The organism is Paenibacillus sp. Y301 (genome assembly GCF_059445505.1).
The window spans coordinates 279374-297974 of record NZ_JCAIUL010000001.1 but is presented as its reverse complement, the minus strand read 5'-3'; the positions used below and the strand labels follow the sequence as shown (position 1 = coordinate 297974).

16 protein-coding genes are annotated in these 18601 nt (G+C 42.3%); 1 reads left to right on the top strand and 15 read right to left on the bottom strand.

Annotation, left to right across the window (positions count from 1 at the left end; genetic code table 11):
- Positions 1-41: 41 nt before the first annotated feature.
- The 3 genes from recG to AC1D69_RS01395 are packed head-to-tail and all read right to left on the bottom strand — an operon-like array spanning position 42 to position 4780.
- Positions 42-2093, bottom strand: coding sequence for an ATP-dependent DNA helicase RecG (recG, locus tag AC1D69_RS01405; protein ID WP_495454736.1), 2052 nt, complete (start codon positions 2091-2093; stop codon positions 42-44).
- A 21-nt stretch (positions 2094-2114) separates the two neighbouring features.
- A complete protein-coding gene (locus AC1D69_RS01400) occupies positions 2115-2972 on the bottom strand; it encodes a DegV family protein (RefSeq protein ID WP_495454357.1) in 858 nt (285 codons plus the stop codon).
- A gap of 29 nt (positions 2973-3001) precedes the next feature.
- On the bottom strand, positions 3002-4780 hold the full coding sequence (locus tag AC1D69_RS01395; RefSeq protein WP_495454356.1) for a DAK2 domain-containing protein: 1779 nt from the start codon (positions 4778-4780) through the stop codon (positions 3002-3004).
- Between the two features lie 348 nt (positions 4781-5128).
- On the opposite strand from AC1D69_RS01395, the gene rpmB reads away from it, so the two are divergent.
- Entirely contained in the window at positions 5129-5317 is a 189-nt protein-coding gene (rpmB, locus tag AC1D69_RS01390) for a 50S ribosomal protein L28 (protein WP_495454355.1), read from the top strand.
- A gap of 146 nt (positions 5318-5463) precedes the next feature.
- Here the strand turns inward: rpmB and spoVM are convergent, their stop codons facing one another.
- The 12 genes from spoVM to coaBC form a co-directional block, all read right to left on the bottom strand.
- Complete coding sequence (gene spoVM / locus AC1D69_RS01385) at positions 5464-5544, bottom strand: stage V sporulation protein SpoVM (RefSeq protein ID WP_068537489.1); 81 nt, start codon at positions 5542-5544, stop codon at positions 5464-5466.
- Between the two features lie 150 nt (positions 5545-5694).
- Positions 5695-5943: a hypothetical protein gene (locus tag AC1D69_RS01380; protein WP_495454354.1), complete on the bottom strand. Its 249-nt coding sequence runs from the start codon at positions 5941-5943 to the stop codon at positions 5695-5697.
- A 4-nt stretch (positions 5944-5947) separates the two neighbouring features.
- Positions 5948-6610 (bottom strand): ribulose-phosphate 3-epimerase, encoded by a 663-nt coding sequence (rpe, locus tag AC1D69_RS01375; protein WP_495454353.1) that lies wholly within the window; start codon positions 6608-6610, stop codon positions 5948-5950.
- 5 nt (positions 6611-6615) lie between these two features.
- A complete protein-coding gene (rsgA, locus tag AC1D69_RS01370; RefSeq protein WP_495454352.1) occupies positions 6616-7539 on the bottom strand; it encodes a ribosome small subunit-dependent GTPase A in 924 nt (307 codons plus the stop codon).
- Positions 7540-7580: 41 nt separating this feature from the next.
- Positions 7581-9866: a Stk1 family PASTA domain-containing Ser/Thr kinase gene (pknB, locus tag AC1D69_RS01365; RefSeq protein ID WP_495454351.1), complete on the bottom strand. Its 2286-nt coding sequence runs from the start codon at positions 9864-9866 to the stop codon at positions 7581-7583.
- On the bottom strand, positions 9863-10639 hold the full coding sequence (locus AC1D69_RS01360) for a Stp1/IreP family PP2C-type Ser/Thr phosphatase (protein ID WP_495454350.1): 777 nt from the start codon (positions 10637-10639) through the stop codon (positions 9863-9865). Before AC1D69_RS01360 ends, pknB begins: the two co-directional genes overlap by 4 nt.
- 7 nt (positions 10640-10646) lie before the next feature.
- Complete coding sequence (gene rlmN, locus AC1D69_RS01355) at positions 10647-11687, bottom strand: dual-specificity RNA methyltransferase RlmN (RefSeq protein ID WP_495454349.1); 1041 nt, start codon at positions 11685-11687, stop codon at positions 10647-10649.
- A gap of 153 nt (positions 11688-11840) precedes the next feature.
- Complete coding sequence (gene rsmB, locus AC1D69_RS01350; protein ID WP_495454348.1) at positions 11841-13223, bottom strand: 16S rRNA (cytosine(967)-C(5))-methyltransferase RsmB; 1383 nt, start codon at positions 13221-13223, stop codon at positions 11841-11843.
- On the bottom strand, positions 13220-14158 hold the full coding sequence (fmt, locus tag AC1D69_RS01345; RefSeq protein WP_495454347.1) for a methionyl-tRNA formyltransferase: 939 nt from the start codon (positions 14156-14158) through the stop codon (positions 13220-13222). Before fmt ends, rsmB begins: the two co-directional genes overlap by 4 nt.
- A gap of 7 nt (positions 14159-14165) precedes the next feature.
- Positions 14166-14648: a peptide deformylase gene (gene def / locus AC1D69_RS01340; RefSeq protein WP_495454346.1), complete on the bottom strand. Its 483-nt coding sequence runs from the start codon at positions 14646-14648 to the stop codon at positions 14166-14168.
- 68 nt (positions 14649-14716) lie between these two features.
- Positions 14717-17260, bottom strand: coding sequence for a primosomal protein N' (gene priA / locus AC1D69_RS01335; RefSeq protein WP_495454345.1), 2544 nt, complete (start codon positions 17258-17260; stop codon positions 14717-14719).
- Complete coding sequence (gene coaBC / locus AC1D69_RS01330) at positions 17257-18489, bottom strand: bifunctional phosphopantothenoylcysteine decarboxylase/phosphopantothenate--cysteine ligase CoaBC (protein ID WP_495454344.1); 1233 nt, start codon at positions 18487-18489, stop codon at positions 17257-17259. The genes priA and coaBC overlap by 4 nt, the downstream gene beginning before the upstream one ends.
- Between the last annotated feature and the right edge of the window lie 112 nt (positions 18490-18601).

Below are 18601 nucleotides of genomic sequence, written 5' to 3'. Positions count from 1 at the left end.
CAACCTTTCTCAGTATATGACGGTAGGCTTGTCTAATGTGCCTAATCAATCAGATTTTCTTGGAAAACCTCTTCTCGTTGTAGATAGTGCCGAAGTGCTTCATAAGAGGTTGATGTCCAAAAAGAAGCATCTCCCACCAATGTAGCTACATCATCCCGTGCTTGTTCCAATACACCAAAGTCACTTACCATATCGGCTAGTCGGAAATCGGGTAGTCCACTCTGCTTCGTGCCGAAGAAGTCTCCCGGTCCACGTAAATCAAGATCACGGCGAGATACTTCGAATCCATCATCGGTCTCCGTCATGACTCTCATCCGTTCTTGTCCTACTTCTGATTTGGGATCAGCAATTAAGACACAAAAGGATGCATGCTGTCCCCGTCCCACACGCCCACGTAACTGATGCAACTGAGACAGCCCGAATCGGTCAGCATCCATAATAATCATAAGCGTGGCGTTAGGAACGTCGACTCCTACTTCAACCACCGTTGTCGATACAAGTAGATTGACTTCATTTCGGTTGAAGGCCTGCATAACTTCTTCCTTCTCTGCGGGTGACATTCGTCCATGTAACAACCCCACACGATAAGTAGGAAAAGCCTGTTGCATCTGAATATGAAGATCAATTACATTCTGCACGTCCAACTTCTCTGATTCCTCAATCAACGGACAGATCAGATACGCTTGGCGACCTTGATCCACTTCACGCGCAATAAGTCCAAGCACTCTATCCATCAGGCTATGCTTCACCCAGTACGTAGTGATGGGTATACGTCCCTTAGGGCGTTCTGTAAGGGTAGAGACATCCATATCACCAAAGGCCGTAATAGCTAGTGTACGTGGGATGGGTGTCGCCGTCATGGTCAATACATCCGGGTTGTAGCCTTTACGTCGTAACACACTACGCTGATTCACTCCAAAACGATGTTGCTCATCCGTAACAACTAACCCTAGGTTACGGAAGAATACTTCATCTTGTATCAAAGCATGCGTTCCAACGACCACATCAACCATTCCCATTTGTAGTGATGCTAACAGATCCTTACGCTTACGTCCCGTTACACTACCTGTCAATAAGCCGACTGAAATTCCAAAAGGTTCGAACAATCGGACTAATGATCGCAAGTGTTGCTCGGCTAGTATCTCGGTAGGTACCATCAGCGCACCTTGAAATCCCGAACGCACTGTAGAGTATAGAGCAATGGCTGCAATGATTGTTTTCCCAGATCCAACATCCCCTTGAAGCAATCGGTTCATACAATACGTCGCTCGCATATCACGCAATATTTCAAGTTCCACTTTCTTCTGAGCATCAGTCAGTTCAAAAGGTAGACTCCTAACAAACTCGCGCACCACAGCATTCTCCATAGTATGTACTACGCCGTCCATCCGACCTCTCGTCAAAGCTCGGAAAGCTTGCATCTTCAACTGAAATAAGAATAACTCCTCGTACACCATCCGTTGCCGGCCTTGTTGTCCTTCCTTCGTGTCCTCAGGCTGATGGATCATTAAGATTGCCTTTTTACGCGGTAAGAAGTGATACTTCTGCAGAATCTCCTGAGGAAGAATCTCTGGAATCATATCGCCATATTGTTCTAATGCTTGTCCTATGATTTTACGAATCCACGTCTGTGTAATCTTAGCTCCTACAGAATAGACCGGTTGTAGCGAACCACTCCGCTTTACCCCTTGATCTGGGAACTCCGAATCAGATACCGTTAATTGCATTCGTCTTTGTTCCCATTTGCCATTCAATACAATCTCGCGACCAGCTGTCAATTGATCACGTAAGAAGTGACGGTTAAACCATGTCGCAGTAAACATCAGATCTTCAGCCATCATCTTGCAGCTCAAGCGTGATTTGGTACCATAACGTTGCAGCACAGGTATCCCCATTACTTTAGCCTGTACGGTGATTTTATCTCCACTCTGAACTGCACTTAAAGAACGAAGACGATAGTCTTCATAACGATAGGGATAATACTCCAACAAATCTTTAACCGTAAAGATGCCAAAGGCGTGAAGCTCCCCCTCTTTAAGGGCACTCACGCCACGAACCTGTTTAACTGAAATCTGATCCAAATGAAGGCTCATATTCATGTTCTATACCTCAATTCAAGCGGGCCATATATATACGCCGATCGTCCCTACTCCCACATGACTTCCTATAACAGAACCAATGTTATGGAATACGACTTCCTCTACCTGGTAATGGCCTGAAAGTTCTTCTAAAAAGGACTCAGCCGAAGCAAGATTTGCCGTATGACCCACTGCCACATTTATTTTTTGAATGTTTCCTAGATCCTGTTGGAAGAGTTCGATCATTCGAGCAATGGCCTTTTTACGACCTCTCACCTTCTCAACGGGATATATAATGCCTTCTTGGTCAATAGAAAGAATGGGCTTAATGTTAAGTAACGTCCCAAATAAAGCTGCTGCTTTACCGATTCTTCCACCTTTTTGCAAGTATTCTAATGTATCTACAAGGAAATATAACTTACGTTCTTTACGTAGTTCTTCTACGGCTACGACAATATCTTCTACTGCCACACCTTGGCTAGCAAGACGCGCTGCATGTACAACAAGTACACCGAAACCGTATGAAGCTGAAAGAGAATCAACGACGGTAATATCTACATTCTCCTCCATCATCGATTTAGCGATCAGTGCGGATTGATAAGTTCCGCTTAACCCTGAAGAAATATGAATAGAAAGAATAGATGCATCTGGATGGTCTTGTAAAATTTGCTCATACGTCCGGACATAATCCGCTGGAGAAGGCTGAGATGTTGTAGGTAACTTCTCAGCCTGAACCAACCTTTCATAAAATTCCTTCGCGGATATCTCTACTCCGTCTAGTAGCGATTCCTCTCCAAATTGCAATCGTAATGGAACAACATGAATCCCATGTTTCTTAGCTAATTCTTCTGGAATATCAGACGTACTATCCGTAACAATAACGGTATGTGTCAAAGAAATTCCCCCTCTTACACAATGAATTTTTAGGACTCTACTGAAAACAGATAGTAATAAATAGGCTGTCCACCCTCATGAATCTCCACTTCAGCTTTAGGATACATTTCGTGTATCCATGCACCCATTTGTGCTGTCATTTCGGGGTTAGCTTCTTCACCTGCTAGCACAGTCACAATCTCATCATTATTCACTAACATTTGGGAGAGAAGACTCTGACAAGTGGTTAGCAAATCTTCATTAGCCGCTACAATTTTTGAATTCTGTATACCAATAAATTGACCAGCCTTAATCTCTAACTCATCAATAACCGTATCTCGAATCGCATACGTAACTTGACCCGATTTCACATGCGCAATAGCAGCTAACATGTTCTCCGTATTGACATCTACACTTTCCTCTTCTAAGAAGGCAAAAGCGGCAGCCATCCCTTGAGGTATGCTCTTACTTGGAATAACCGTAACACTTCGTTCTCCTTCTAACAACTCACGCGCTTGCTGAGCAGCCAGTACGATATTAGAGTTGTTTGGCAAGATATAGATGTGTTGAGCAGAGATCGTTGCAATGGCATTCACGAAATCTTCTGTACTTGGATTCATAGTTTGTCCACCAAAGAGAACAGCATCTACACCCAAGCTAGTGAAAATATCTGAAATACCTTGTCCAGAAGACACGGCAATGAAACCAAACGGTGCCATTTCATCAGCAGGAGGTTCCACAGCTACTGGAATGGGAGCCTCTTCTTTCACTGGAATTGCAGCAAAAATTTCTGGCATTGGTGAAACATCCAATCCTGAAGACAGCAAATCGCGATGCTGTTCACGCATATTCAGGATATGAATTTGCGTTATTTCCCCATATTTCAAAGCCAAGTTCAGAACTTCACCTGGTGTCTTGGAATGTACATGAACTTTAATAATTTCTTCATCAGGAATAACAATAATGGAATCTCCATTAATTGACAACGCTTTCCGAAAATGCTCTTCATCAAAAACACTAACTTCTGTATCTGCAATTTGACGGTTAATGAAGAATTCCATGTCATATAGAAATTCAATATCTTCCGTCTCCAAACGTGATTGTGCACTCATCGGAATATCTAAGCCCATCTTAACGGCTTGAACGACGGGAACCTTATTCACTTCCGGAGCTTTTATTGAAGAGAATGCCTCTTCTGTTCTTAGAGCAGTTCCATACTTTAAATGTTGTAGGAAACCTTCATAAATATATACAAGACCTTGTCCGCCAGAATCTACTACTCCTACCTGCTTAAGTACAGGTAATAGTTCAGGTGTCTGAGATAATGTTTCTTTGGCTTGCAAAAGCACCTGCTCCATCAATTCAACGATGTCACTAGTACGTCTAGAGAAGTGTACAGCATGTTTAGCCGCTTCCTTAGCTACTGTGAGGATTGTCCCCTCAACAGGCTTAACAACGGCCTTGTACGCCGTCTCAACCCCTACCTGCAATGCTGCAGCGAATTGTTGCGTATTCAGTTCTTGATAAGGAGCTGCATAACGTCCAAACCCACGGAATAATTGAGAGAGAATAACGCCTGAATTACCACGTGCCCCCATTAAGAGACCTTTAGATAATACCCCTGCGCTATGTCCAATAGAATCCGAATTATTCTTCTTCAATTCAGTAACACCAGCAGTCATTGTCAAATTCATGTTTGTTCCCGTATCTCCATCTGGCACCGGAAATACATTAAGGGAATTGACATGTTCTGCATGTTGCTGTAATTGTTCCGCTCCGAGCAATACCATCGCGGTAAAATCTGTTCCATTCAAAGAACGCTTACTCAAGTGAGAAATCCCCTTCCTACCTTCATTACAAAAACAAATGGCATTTTTTATTTATATTTCATCATACTACTTTTACATCCAATTACTTTCTAACATTTCACATTTAAAATTAAGTAGATTTTTTTGGTTATGTCCACCCCTCGGACTCTATGTTATCATCGTAGAAAAAAACTGCTACGGTAGCTCAATTCAATCGAATTTATGCATACAATATTGACTATATAATATTGTACTATAACTACCAAAAGAAATAAATGTTTTTAGGATAGTTGACGAAGCAATTTTTGCTGTGATATTATATATAAGTATTGTTTTATGCAGGTGTATTGGAACAAGGAGGTGTAATCTATGTCTCGCAAATGTTATATTACAGGTAAGAAACCAGGCACTGGTAACCATGTATCTCACGCCAACAACCGCAACCGTCGGAGTTGGGGCGTTAACGTCCAGAAAGTTCGCATTTTGGTGGACGGTAAAGTAAAACGTGTCTACGTTAGTACTCGTGCTTTGAAGTCAGGTAAAGTCACTCGCGCCTAATATCTCCATAGCATATAAGCAAAAAGCACCTTGTTTTCATCAGGTGCTTTTTTCATGCCTCAGACCGTGTGTACAGTGATTCTATCCTAAGCCGCGGTCAGAGGTTTTTTCCATTGGACGGCATGCCTGACTGAGAACGATAACGATCAATTCTTGTGAAATGTGTTCAGAATGGCTTTGACAAACCCTCCCAAAAACCTTGGTAACTTGAATGTATAAAATTTCATGTCTCACCCTCCCCATCATTCTCATGCCTTCCGATATTCATCCACTGAGCCTTCACTGTGACTGACAACAAAAAAGGCTACATGAGAATTCTGCTCATGTAACCATATTTATGCAGGGACAGCATGCCCTATGACTCATACTAATCGAGACTAAAGGGTTAAATTGAACTTATATACCGAAACCATAAATATAAAAAGGACGAAATAGAGTACTGTCAAAACAATATAACCAATTCTCATGCCCTTTTGCTCAAAATGACGGAAGAAATAAATCGTTATAACGACTGCTAAAAGTGATGTAAGAGCATTGAGAGGGGTCTTCAGCACTGAGAACGTCCCAAGTAGCATCCCCGCCCCCATACTTGCGAATGTAAGCCATAGAGCTTGTTTGAAAGTCATACGATTACTTTCCCCCTATACTACCTCTGATCTGAGAAATCGCTAAAGCTCTGTTGCTTTGACCAAACACAGCACTACCTGCTACCAATACATCTGCCCCTGCTTCTACAACTTGTGGAGCCGTATCCACAGTCACTCCACCATCGACCTCTATATGAACATCAAATAACGAAGCTTCATTGAGAGCTTGGCGAACCTGACGTATTTTGTGGAGTGTGCGAGGGATAAAGGACTGGCCCCCAAACCCAGGGTTCACAGTCATAATGAGTACTAGATCAAGATCTGGTAACACTTCTTGTAATACCGAAGTAGGAGTTCCAGGATTAATAGCAACCCCAGCTTGTACTCCTAATTCTTTAATCATATGTACTACACGATGCAAATGTGTACAAGCTTCAGCATGTACGGTAATAACCTTGGCGCCAGCCTTCGCAAAGTCGGCAATATACCGTTCAGGTTGTTCGATCATTAAATGCACATCAAGTGGGAGTGTTGTATAGTGCTGAATAGAGTTCACAATTGGTGCCCCTAATGTAATGTTCGGAACAAAATGCCCATCCATGACATCCACGTGAATCCAATCTGCTCCCCCCGCTTCAACTTCGGCAATCTCCATTCCTAACTTGGCAAAATCAGCTGACAATATAGATGGCGCAATTTTGATCATTTCTGTCAATACCTCCGCTTTTTGTCTTTCATTTCAGCATAGAACTGAACGTAGCTGTCATAGCGTATCTGTGCTATCTCACCTTTATCTTTAGCTTCGATCACTTTACAACCAGGTTCGTGAAGATGACTACATCCCCTAAACTTACAATTCATTGAATACGATTCAAATTCTCTGAAACAAGCGGACAAATCCCCGACTTCCATTTCCAAGAAGTCAAGCTGACTAAACCCTGGTGTATCTGCCACAAATGCTCCATTATCAAGTTCAATGAGTTCCACATGTCGGGTCGTATGTTTACCTCTGCCCAGCTTCATGCTGATCTGGTTCGTTTCTAAATTAAGACCTGGCATTAATGCATTGATTAAAGATGATTTGCCCACTCCTGATTGCCCAGAGAATACACAAATGTGTCCAGCAAGACGCTCACGCAATTGTTCTTGTCCTCTACCAGAACGAGTGCTCGTTACAATAACCTCATAACCAATCCGTTCGTAGAGCTCTTGTACATAATGAGTAGGATCATCCTTATCAACCTCTTCATCATCTAACAAATCCTGTTTCGTAAGACATATTAACGTATTAAGTCCTGAGTGCTCAATATGCACAAGGAATTTATCCAGGAGCGGTAAGTTCAAGTCTGGCTCACGTAAAGAAAATAATAATACTGCAAACTGAACATTGGCTACCGGAGGGCGAATCAATTCAGAATGACGTGGCAAGATTTCATTCACAGTACCTTCATCATGATCTGATAAAGAATACACGACATGATCTCCTACCAAAGGAGTGATTCCCTTATTTCTAAATACGCCACGAGCTCTACATTGAATCGCTCGCTGCCCTTCAGTAGTTACCGCCTTACCGTTTAATATCGGCTTAACGTAATAATATCCGCTCAGCGCTTTTACGATTACACCATCTGGCATTCTTGAATGGCCTCACTTTCCAGGGATGTTTATACGTTAATTCAAGGTTTTCCCGACGTCACTTTAATATCATTGCTATTATTTATGTTATCTGATTTATGTTTGCCTTTATTCTTACCCGGAGAGTTCATGGCTGTTGGATCCACAACTTCTCCATCTCCCGGGTCAGCATTGGGATCTACATTAGGATCTACATTAGGATCTACATTAGAATCTACATTAGGATCTACATTAGGATCTGTATTAGGATCTGCATTAAGATCTGCATTAGGATCAGGTTGCGGTTCTACATCAGTCTCATCGGTTGGCAACACGGGATCAGTCTGAGGAATAACGACCTCTGGTACTGAACCATTCTTAGCATCACTATAAGAGATAGGATACGTATCAAAGAGTTCTCCATCCCGGAAGATCGTTACATAAGCATTCTTATTTGGAGCTAGAACGAGATCAATCGAGAAGACTTGAGTAGACTTAATGGTCTTTGTTCCCCAATCCTTTTTCTCTCCATCTTCATTCCGTGCATCCGAATATTCTATACGGATCTTACTGCTCTTCCCATCTTCTACAGGTGCTACAGGTACATTAAATGTGTAATTCAATGCTTCTGGAGGATAACCAGTACTAACCGTAATACTAACCTCTGAACCCACTGATACAGGAGTATTAGGATCAAAAGGGAATTGTTTAATTACTTCGCCTTTTTCATAAATAAAACTAGAAGATTCCTCGACCTTACCCAGTTTTAATCCAGCTTGTTTTATTATACTTTCGGCTTCCTTCTGTGTCTTGTTAACCAAATCAGGCATCATAAACGATTCCTCGCCTTGGCTGACCGTTAGAACAATCTCAACCGTCGATGCATCAAATTCGGAACCAGCTTCTAGATCTTGCCCAATAACCATGCCAGAGGGTTGATCACTGTACTCGTCCTTCTTAGTAATATTTCCTTTTATTATTCCTTTGTTTATCAATAAATCAGATGCCTCATCAAAGGTTTTACCCTTAAGTTCAGGCATTATAGGCAGAGGCTTCTTTATACTAACCGAAAGCTGAATAGAGGCACCTTCTTTAACCATTGCTCCCTCTTTCTTACTCTGATCAAACACTACACCTTCATCAAAACCTTCTTTATAAGTGCGAATTATAGGGTCTTCAATAACAAGTCCAAGTGCAGTTAATTCTTTGACAGCAACATCTTCTTGTTTCGTAATAACATTCGGAATCTTTACATCTTGTACGACTAACATTGCCTTTACATACCAGATGACACCAACCATACAAATTAATATAAACAACGTTAATGATATCCAAAGGGTAGGCTTTACCCACCTTTTGGTAGGTTGTTTACCATTCACTGGCTTCTCGTCCTCATCTTCTTCATCAAAGAGCGCCTTGTTGTTCCGTTTACTAGACACAGCTCCCTTAGATACGGCCTTAATTGCAGGCATAGCTCGTGTCTGATCTGCATCGGCATCAGCAAACTGGATTCTAGGTTCATTACGTCTCTCAGGAAGAAGACAAGTCTCTAGATCTTGTAACATCTCTTTAGCCGATTGGTAACGTTCCTGTGGGTTCTTACGCATAGACCTCAAAATAACATTCTCTACACTTTGAGGAATAAGAGGATTCGTATCTCTTGGATCATCAAAATCCTCTTGCAAATGTTTTAAAGCTACGCTAATTGGGCTTTCTCCCAAAAAGGGTAGCTTCGCGGTTAGCATTTGGTATAGTACAATACCAAGCGAATACAAATCCGACTTTTCCCCTGTACTAACGCCCTTAGCATGTTCAGGAGAAAAATAATGGACGGATCCAATGACCGAACCTGTCTGAGTAATCGTTGTTGAGGTTACCGCACGAGCAATCCCAAAATCAGTTACCTTTACACGACCATTCCGACCAATAAGAATATTATGAGGTTTAATATCTCTGTGAATGATCTGATTGTGATGTGCGTGGTCGAGTGCATCACAAATCTGTGAAGCAATTCTTACAGCCTCTTCCACCTGTAAAGGTGCTCGTTCCTTAATGATCTCGTTTAGATTATATCCTTCAATATATTCCATCACGATATAGTGAATTTCATCTTCCTGTCCTACATCATAAATGCTTACAACGTTTGGATGCGATAGAGATGCCGCTGATTGTGCCTCTCGGCGGAAGCGCCGAATAAACTCTTCATCGTGTACGAACTGTTGGCGTAATACTTTAATCGCAACGTTTCGACCCAACAGAATATCATGGGCTTTATATACGAGTGCCATGCCACCTCCACCGATTCGTTCTATAATCTCATAACGACCACCCAATTCGTGTCCGATCATGAATCCCACTCCTTTATACTTGCCACTACAACTTCATTATTAAGTTCAAACAAAGCGACAGTAATATTATCATCGCCACCAGCCAAAAGCGCTAGTTGTAGTAGCCGATCTGCTCGTTCCGCAAGCGTTAATTCTTGCATTCCAGCAATTTGGCCCAAATGTTGACACTTCACCATATTACTAAGACCATCACTACATAGAAGCAATACTTCCTCCTGTGCAAGTGTAACCGGATCGAAATCAACTATAACTTCTGGATCCGTTCCTAATGCCTTGGTGAGCACATTGCGTCTAGGATGAGTTTCCAATTCGGACTGGGTAATCTGTCCACTTTTATATAGTTCATTTACTAGGGTATGATCTTCTGTCAGTTGAATAGCTTTCTCTTCAGTCACTTTATAAGCACGACTATCCCCAATATGTCCTATCCAACCCGAGGTTCCATCCATCAATAAGACAACAACCGTAGTACCCATATTACGATACTGTTCATTATTAGCCGCTTCACGATATACGATATCGTTTGCATGTAGAATAGCATCACTAAGAGCTGCACGTAATCCTTCAGATGACATTCCCTTCTCTAGAGCAGATAAATCTGTAAATATCGTCTCCACTGCAAGTTGGCTTGCCGTATCTCCCGCTTTGTGTCCACCCATACCATCGGCAACAATACCAAGCGTATAACCAGAATCCGTATAACATACTCTCACAGAATCTTCATTTACCGAACGAACGCGTCCGATATGGCTAACTTGAATATAATCGATCAAAGTTATCTCACCTCAACTCCATATGCTTGGCCCGTAGCTGTCCACAGGCGGCCGCGATATCGTGGCCCTGTTCACGACGAATGGTTACATTTACTCCATTCTCCGCAAGAATTCGTTGAAATTGAAAAATGTCACTACGTGATGTGCGTACATATTTACGTTCAGGGACATGGTTGACTGGTATCAAGTTAACATGGCATAACATATCTTTGAGAACCTCTGCGAGTTCTTGAGCATGTTCAGGTTGATCATTAACGCCCCCGATTAAGGCATACTCGAAAGATATTCTGCGACCTGTCTTAGCTTGATAATATCTTAAAGACTCCATGACGTCATCAAAAGGAAAACGTCGATTTACAGGCATTAGCTTAGAACGCAACTTATCATTCGGCGCGTGAATAGAGATCGCCAGATTAATCTGTGTGTTCTCATCAGCAAATTTGTATATATTCGGAACAATCCCACTTGTAGATACAGTAATGTGGCGTTGGCCAATATTTAACCCTTTCTCATGAATCATGATCCGCAGAAATTTCATCGTAGCATCATAATTCTCGAAGGGTTCACCCGTACCCATAATAACAATACTGCTGACGCGTTCATTTTTAGCATCCAATATTTTTTGAGCTTGGACGACTTGAGCCACGATTTCACCAGCTGTTAAATCCCGTTTCAGTCCACCTAATGTTGAAGCACAGAAGGTACAACCAACGCGGCAACCGACTTGCGTCGTTACACAGACACTGTTACCGTAATTATGCTTCATAACAACCGTCTCGATGGCATGATCATCATTTAGTGCGAATAAAAACTTCACTGTTCCATCTTTAGACTCGAACTTTGTGATTTCAGAAAGGGTTACGAATTGGAATTGATCTTCCAGCTTCTGGCGTAACTCTTTAGACAAATTGCTCATTTCTTGAAAATTGCTAACTCTTTTGACATATACCCAATCAAAGATTTGACCCGCACGAAAAGCGGGTTCACCGTTCTCTTTAGCCCACGCTTGTAGATCGTCTAAGTTGTAATCATATATAAACGGTTTCATTATTTTCCCACCTGCTTAGTTTTATTCATATGCATATCGTTTCTCATTCTTCCTATTTTAACACAAATAAAAGCAACAATAAAAGAGAAAACCCGCTAAACCTTGAGTCTAGCGGGTTAAATGAAGCTAAAAGCCAAGTTAAACCTTAACAATTTAGAAATTTCGTTGCATTCGAGTAATAAAGAACCCGTCACTTCTAAAGTGTTGAGGTAATATTTGTATACCTTGACCCTGGGATCCTGTCACCTTCTGTAATTCAGCCCATACAGAAGGTTCTTCCTTCGGATGGCCAAACTCAGGATGATTATCCAAGAAGCGTTGAATCAACTCTTCATTCTCCTGTGGTTCAATCGTACATGTGCTATATACTAAAATCCCTCCCACTTTCAAAAGTGGAGAGATTTTCTCTAATAGTTCATATTGTAAGTTTGCAATATCATCGATGTCTGATACCGTTTTAGTCCATTTCAAATCAGGTTTTCGACGAATAACGCCGAGTCCTGAACAAGGGGCGTCCAACAATATGCGATCGAAGGAAGCTTCCGGATATTTCTTATTTAACTCCAATGCATCCCCAACGGTTGTCTCGATCGATGCCAGGCCAAGGCGGTCTGCCTGTTCACGAATTAGCTTCTCTTTATGTGGATATTGGTCATTAGCAATAATTAATCCGTCATCTTTCATTAACTCAGCCATATGCACTGTTTTACCACCTGGTGCGGCACAGCAGTCCAATATCTTCATTCCAGATGTTGGTCCAACTGCTTCAGCAACTAACATAGAGCTCTCATCTTGAACAGATAAGAGTCCATCACGATACCAGTCTGTGAAGGCCATATTCCCTCCACTTTTAACGAGTATCCCTTCTGACGTTAACGGAGAAGGAATAGCTTCAATTCCTTGCTCTGCCATATCCTTCAATAACTTCTCGCGACTAATCATCGTAGTGTTTACACGAACACTAATAGACGGAGGTTCATTGTTCGCAGCACAGATCGCTTCTGCTGTCTGTTCCCCATATTGTTTGATCCAACGTTTTACCAACCACCTTGGATGTGACTGTTCTAACGATATTCTCTCCAGAGGTGTCAGACCTTCGGGCAAGATTAATTCATCTTTACCCCGCAGAACACTGCGTAACACACCATTAACCATGCCTGATATCCCTTGATGTCCACGAATCTTAGCAATATTAACGGCTTCATTCACTACAGCGTGAGGAGGAATGCGATCCAAGTACATCAATTGGTATAAACTCATTCGTAATAAACTTCGTACCCAAGGCTGAAGCTTGTCCATCCCTTTACTGACATAACGTCTCAAGAAATAATCCAACGTGTTTAGGCGCGCTATCGTACCGTACACCAATTCCGTTGCTAGTGCAGCATCTTCTCGAATAAGCGAAGCTCTCTGTAATCCAGCATTGAGCTGTAGATTACTATATGCCCCTTCTTGTTCCACCCGAGTCAGGACATCCATCGCTAATTCACGAGCTGTAAGAATATGACCTTTAGGCGGTTTACGACTATTACTCATGTAAGCACCGTTCCTTCAACCATGCTGGTTCCGCGAATGAACGCATCGACTTCCAACACTTTCTTCCCACTTGGCTGCACTTTAGTAAGCCATACCGACCCGTCGCCTGTCTTGACTTCTATGCCATGTTCACTCAATTGAAGAACAGTACCAGGAACTTTTAACTCATGTGATGTGGATTCAGAAGATGGACGAGCTGCCCATACTTTAAACACTTCACCATCCCACATTGTAAAAGCTCCAGAGAATGGAACTAATCCTCGAACTTGATTAAAAATGTCACGAGAGCTACGATTCCAATCTATTTGCTCATCCTCACGTTTGAGGTTAGGAGAATAGGTTGCTTCTTCATCGTTCTGTGGAATTCTAGTCACTTCTCCTTCGAGAAGATTAGGAAGTTCTCTTTGAAGCAAAGTTGCTCCTACGTGACTGAGTTTCTCAAATATCGTTCCCGAATTATCCTCTTCTTCAATAGCGATTTCTACTTGTGCAATCATGTCACCCGTATCTAATCCTTCAGCCATATACATAAGCGTAATACCCGTCACCGATTCGCCATTCATAATTGAACGTTGAATAGGTGCTCCCCCTCTATACTTAGGCAGCAGAGAACCGTGAATATTCACACATCCACGAGATGGTAGATCTAGCACCCCTTTGGGTAGAATCTGTCCATAAGCTGCTGTCACAATCAGATCGGGTTGGTAGGTTGCGAGCTCTGCAACGGCTTCAGGATTACGCATACGTTGCGGTTGTAATACAGGCAACCCATATTCAAGAGCAACTTCCTTCACAGGTGTTGGAGTAAGAACTCGTTTACGTCCCTGTGGGCGATCAGGCTGAGTCACAACTGCGACAACGTTGTACCCATTCTCAAGCAACATTCGCAAGCTTGGAACTGCAAATGCCGGTGTTCCCATAAATACGATATTCATGAAGCCGTCATTCCTTTCCAAGCCGTTCTGGAATTTGTTCATATACTTTCTCTGCGATATCAGTAAAGATAACACCATTCAAATGATCTATTTCGTGCAAGAAGCATCGCGCTAAAAGCCCGCTTCCTGTTATCGTTACTTCCTTACCATCTGGATCAAGACCCTTTATTGTAACAGTCTCAGCTCGTCTTACATCACCATTAATCCCTGGAATACTCAGACAGCCTTCTGGACCGAACTGTTCTCCTTCAGATGATACAATCTCAGGATTGATCAACTTGATGAGTCCTTTCTCGTCCCCTACATCTACTACAATTAATCGCTTCAATATACCAACTTGAGGTGCGGCAAGACCTACACCTTCAGCATCGTACATCGTATCAGCCATATCATTCAATAATTTCTGAACATTTGGTGTAATCTTCTTAACTTCTTTCGCCACCTGGTGAAGTACTTCATCAGGCTCCATAACAATGATGCGAATTGCCATTTTAACAAACACCTTCCTCAACAAAAGTCTCATGTATAATTATACGTTTTTATCTTATTATATGTTACTCACATTAACATTTGGGGATCTATATCTATACTAATCTGAAATATCTTATCGTGGAGCGAATCTTCAATCTGTTCCGCAGCTTCTAAGACAAGCCCAATTGCATCGATGTCCCCACGCCATTTTATCATACATTGGAATCTGTATCTATTTTTAATCCTTGGAATCGGTGAAGCGACAGGTCCCAGTACATCTAGCGCATCGGCTGTTAATTGATCGAGATTACCGAACCATCCTCGTTGTCTAGCTTTTCCTTGGAGGGTAGAAGCCATATTCTCAGCCATCCTAACAAGAAGCGGAAGCTGTTCATGCGACATCGTTACCAATATTAATCGACAATACGGTGGGTAATGAAGAACACGACGATGATTGAATTCTTCTCTGACAAAAGAGGAATAATCATGCCCACTGGCATGGATAATAGAATAGTGCTCAGGGGTATATGACTGAATTAACACCTCACCAGGCAATTGATGTCGACCGGCGCGACCCGCTACCTGGGTTAAGAGCTGGAATGTTTTCTCGGCAGCACGAAAGTCAGGTAAATTCAGCGCTGAATCAGCCGTGATCACCCCAACAAGGGTTACATCAGGAAAGTCTAATCCTTTTGCAACCATTTGAGTACCTAGAAGTACATCTGCTTGTCGATCTCCGAACTGCTTCAGGAGTTTCTCATGGGAGCCTTTTTCAGTTGTCGTATCCACATCCATCCGAATGACTCGAATTCCAGGAAACAGCTTCGCTAATTCTTCTTCCACACGCTGTGTTCCGGTACCAAAATAACGAATATGCTCGCTACCACACTCTGGGCACACTTCAGGAACAGGTTCTGCATATCCACAGTAATGGCAACGTAAATTATTCGACTTCTGATGAAACGTCAGTGAAATATCACATTCAGGACATCCAGCCACATAACCACATCCACGGCACATGACAAACGTGGAGTATCCACGTCGATTCAGTAGTAATACCATCTGCTCTTTCTTTTCTAACCTCGAAAGAATAGCTTCATGTAAAGACCGACTGAACATGGAACGATTACCTGCACGTAATTCTTCTCTCATATCAACAACTTGTACAGCAGGTAATTCATTCCCTAATGCACGTGTTGGCATTTCAAGTAGCCATGGTGAGAAATCTGAATTCGCTTGGGATTTAGCTGCATGATAAGTCTCCAAGGAAGGTGTTGCAGAACCTAAAATAACGACAGCTCCAGACTGTTGCGCACGACGTACAGCGACATTTCTGGCATGATATTTCGGACTCTCCTCTTGCTTATAAGACGTTTCATGCTCTTCATCCATAATGATTAAACCCAAGTTATCAAATGGAGCAAAGACTGCGGAACGAGCACCTACCACGACCGAAGCCTTTCCTTCACGGATTTTACGCCATTCATCGTAACGTTCTCCGCCAGATAATCGACTATGCATCACCGCAACGAGATCACCGAAACGCCCTTTAAACCGTTCCACCATTTGAGGTGTCAACGATATCTCAGGAACGAGAACAATAGCCTGTCTCTTTTGCTCCAAACAACGTTGAATACTTTGTAAATAGACCTCCGTCTTCCCACTCCCTGTTACCCCATGAAGAAGAAATACACCATGCTTATAAGAATTCAAAGGCTCTATAATCTGATCATAAGCGCGTCGTTGTTCTTCCGTCAATGTTAGTGGTGTCGTTGGTTTGAAGTGACGACCCTTATAGGGATCTCTTAGTACTTCATAATCTTCGATAGTCACATACCCTTTGTCAGCTAGACTTTTTACTGTTCCTGATGACACTTGAAGAGCAGACATAATCGTCTTCATAGCGACGGGTAGAAAGTCCTTTGAGTCCACAATAAATTGAAGTACTTCCTTCTGACGCATAGCCTTTGCTGGAAATTGATTAATAATATGGTGAGCATCTTCAATACTAACAGCCAAATGAATGCCTTTCAGCGTTTTCTTCTGCATCTTATCCTTAATAGACTGATTCTCCTGCAAAATACCTCGCTGTAGTAGAGATTTCAATATAACAGCACATTCTGGAAAAGCCCGACTTAATTGTTGCGTCGTTACTTCACGTTTTTGCTTGATGAAAGATATAATTTCCTGCTCTTCCTTATTTACGAGTGACGTCTCGGGGAAAAGTGTATCGCTATATTTATCCTTCTCCTGTTCGGAAACCTCCGAATCGTTCAAAGAAATATGACGTTCTGCTTTTCCTTTTAATGCAGTAGGTACCATAACCTGTAATGCGGTAATGTAACGACAAGCGTACTCCTGACTCATCCAATGAGCTAACTCAACAAGGTCTAGTGATAGAGGAGGAATAATATCTAGTACTTCCTGGATCGGTTTCATTTTGAAATTAGACGTCTGTGATTGTGGATCTAGCGATACTACGAATCCTTGAACTGTTCGATGACCAAAGGGTACGCCGACTCGGCTTCCCACTTCTACCCAATCTCGCATGGACTCTGGAATTAAGTAGTCGAACGGACGATCGGTTCCCCGAGCAGGAACATCGACTACGACCTTGGCTATTTGTGTCAAGAGTGAACACCACTTAATCGTTCTGCCATAATCGTCAGTAATCGATGTGCAACTTCTTCTTTAGAGAGCATTGGCAATTGTTCCACAAGGCCATTTCTATCGATAATTTGCACAATGTTTGTATCGGATCGAAACCCTGCCCCTTCTGTAGTAACATCGTTAGCTACCATCAGATCGCAATTTTTTCGAATTAGCTTTTCACGTGAATAAACTTCCACATCATTAGTCTCAGCTGCAAACCCTATTAGAAACTGTGAAGTCTTTAATTGGCCTAACTGCTCCAGAATATCGACCGTTTTCACTAGATCAAGTGTCATCACATCACCTTGCTTCTTCAGCTTCTGATTCGCTGTCATTCGCGGACGGTAATCCGCCACTGCTGCAGCTTTGATGACCACATCACACTCTTCCCACAATGCTAGAATCGCGTCATACATATCTTGGGCAGACTGAACGGGGATCACATGTATATCCGTTGGGGGTGCCACATCAATGTGTCCTACCACAAGGTATACTTCTGCTCCCATATCACGAGCTACTTTAGCAATCGCTATTCCCATTTTCCCTGAAGAATCATTCGTAATGTAACGAACAGGGTCAATTCGCTCAATGGTTCCACCTGCGGTAACGATGATCTTCTTACCTTTTAATGGTTTAGGTTTATCTATCGATTCGTCAGCCGATTTATCAGCGAAAAATTGCTCTATTACTTTTACAATACTTTCAGGCTCTTCCATACGTCCTTTGCCAACATAACCACAAGCTAATAAACCTTCACCTGGTTCTATGAAAGATACGCCTCGCGAAGCAAGAATTCTCATGTTCTCAACGACAGCAGGATGCTGGTACATATGCACATTCATAGCGGGTGCCACCATAATAGGAGCCATTGTAGCTAACAAAGTGGTCGATAACATATCATCAGCGAGTCCATGGGCCATTTTAGCTATCATATTAGCCGTAGCAGGAGCCACAATCACCAGATCCGCTAGATCCGCCAAATTAATATGGGAAACGACCGAAGGTTCACGTTCGTCAAAAGTATCACTGTACACCGGGTTTTTAGATAGCGACTGCAATGTGAGTTCCGTTATGAATTGTTGTGCTGAACTTGTCATAATAACATGTACATCTGCACCTTTTTGCACAAGTTTACTGCACAGCGCAGCTGCTTTATAGGCCGCAATTCCACCGGTAACGCCAAGCACTATTTTTTTACCGTTTAACATGAATACCCCCACCTTTTTATCTGGAATACATAAGAAGAAACGGCTTGCCACCCTATAATAAGGACGGTACCCGTTTCTTTTGAACATATAAGAAATTTGAAAAAAAACAACA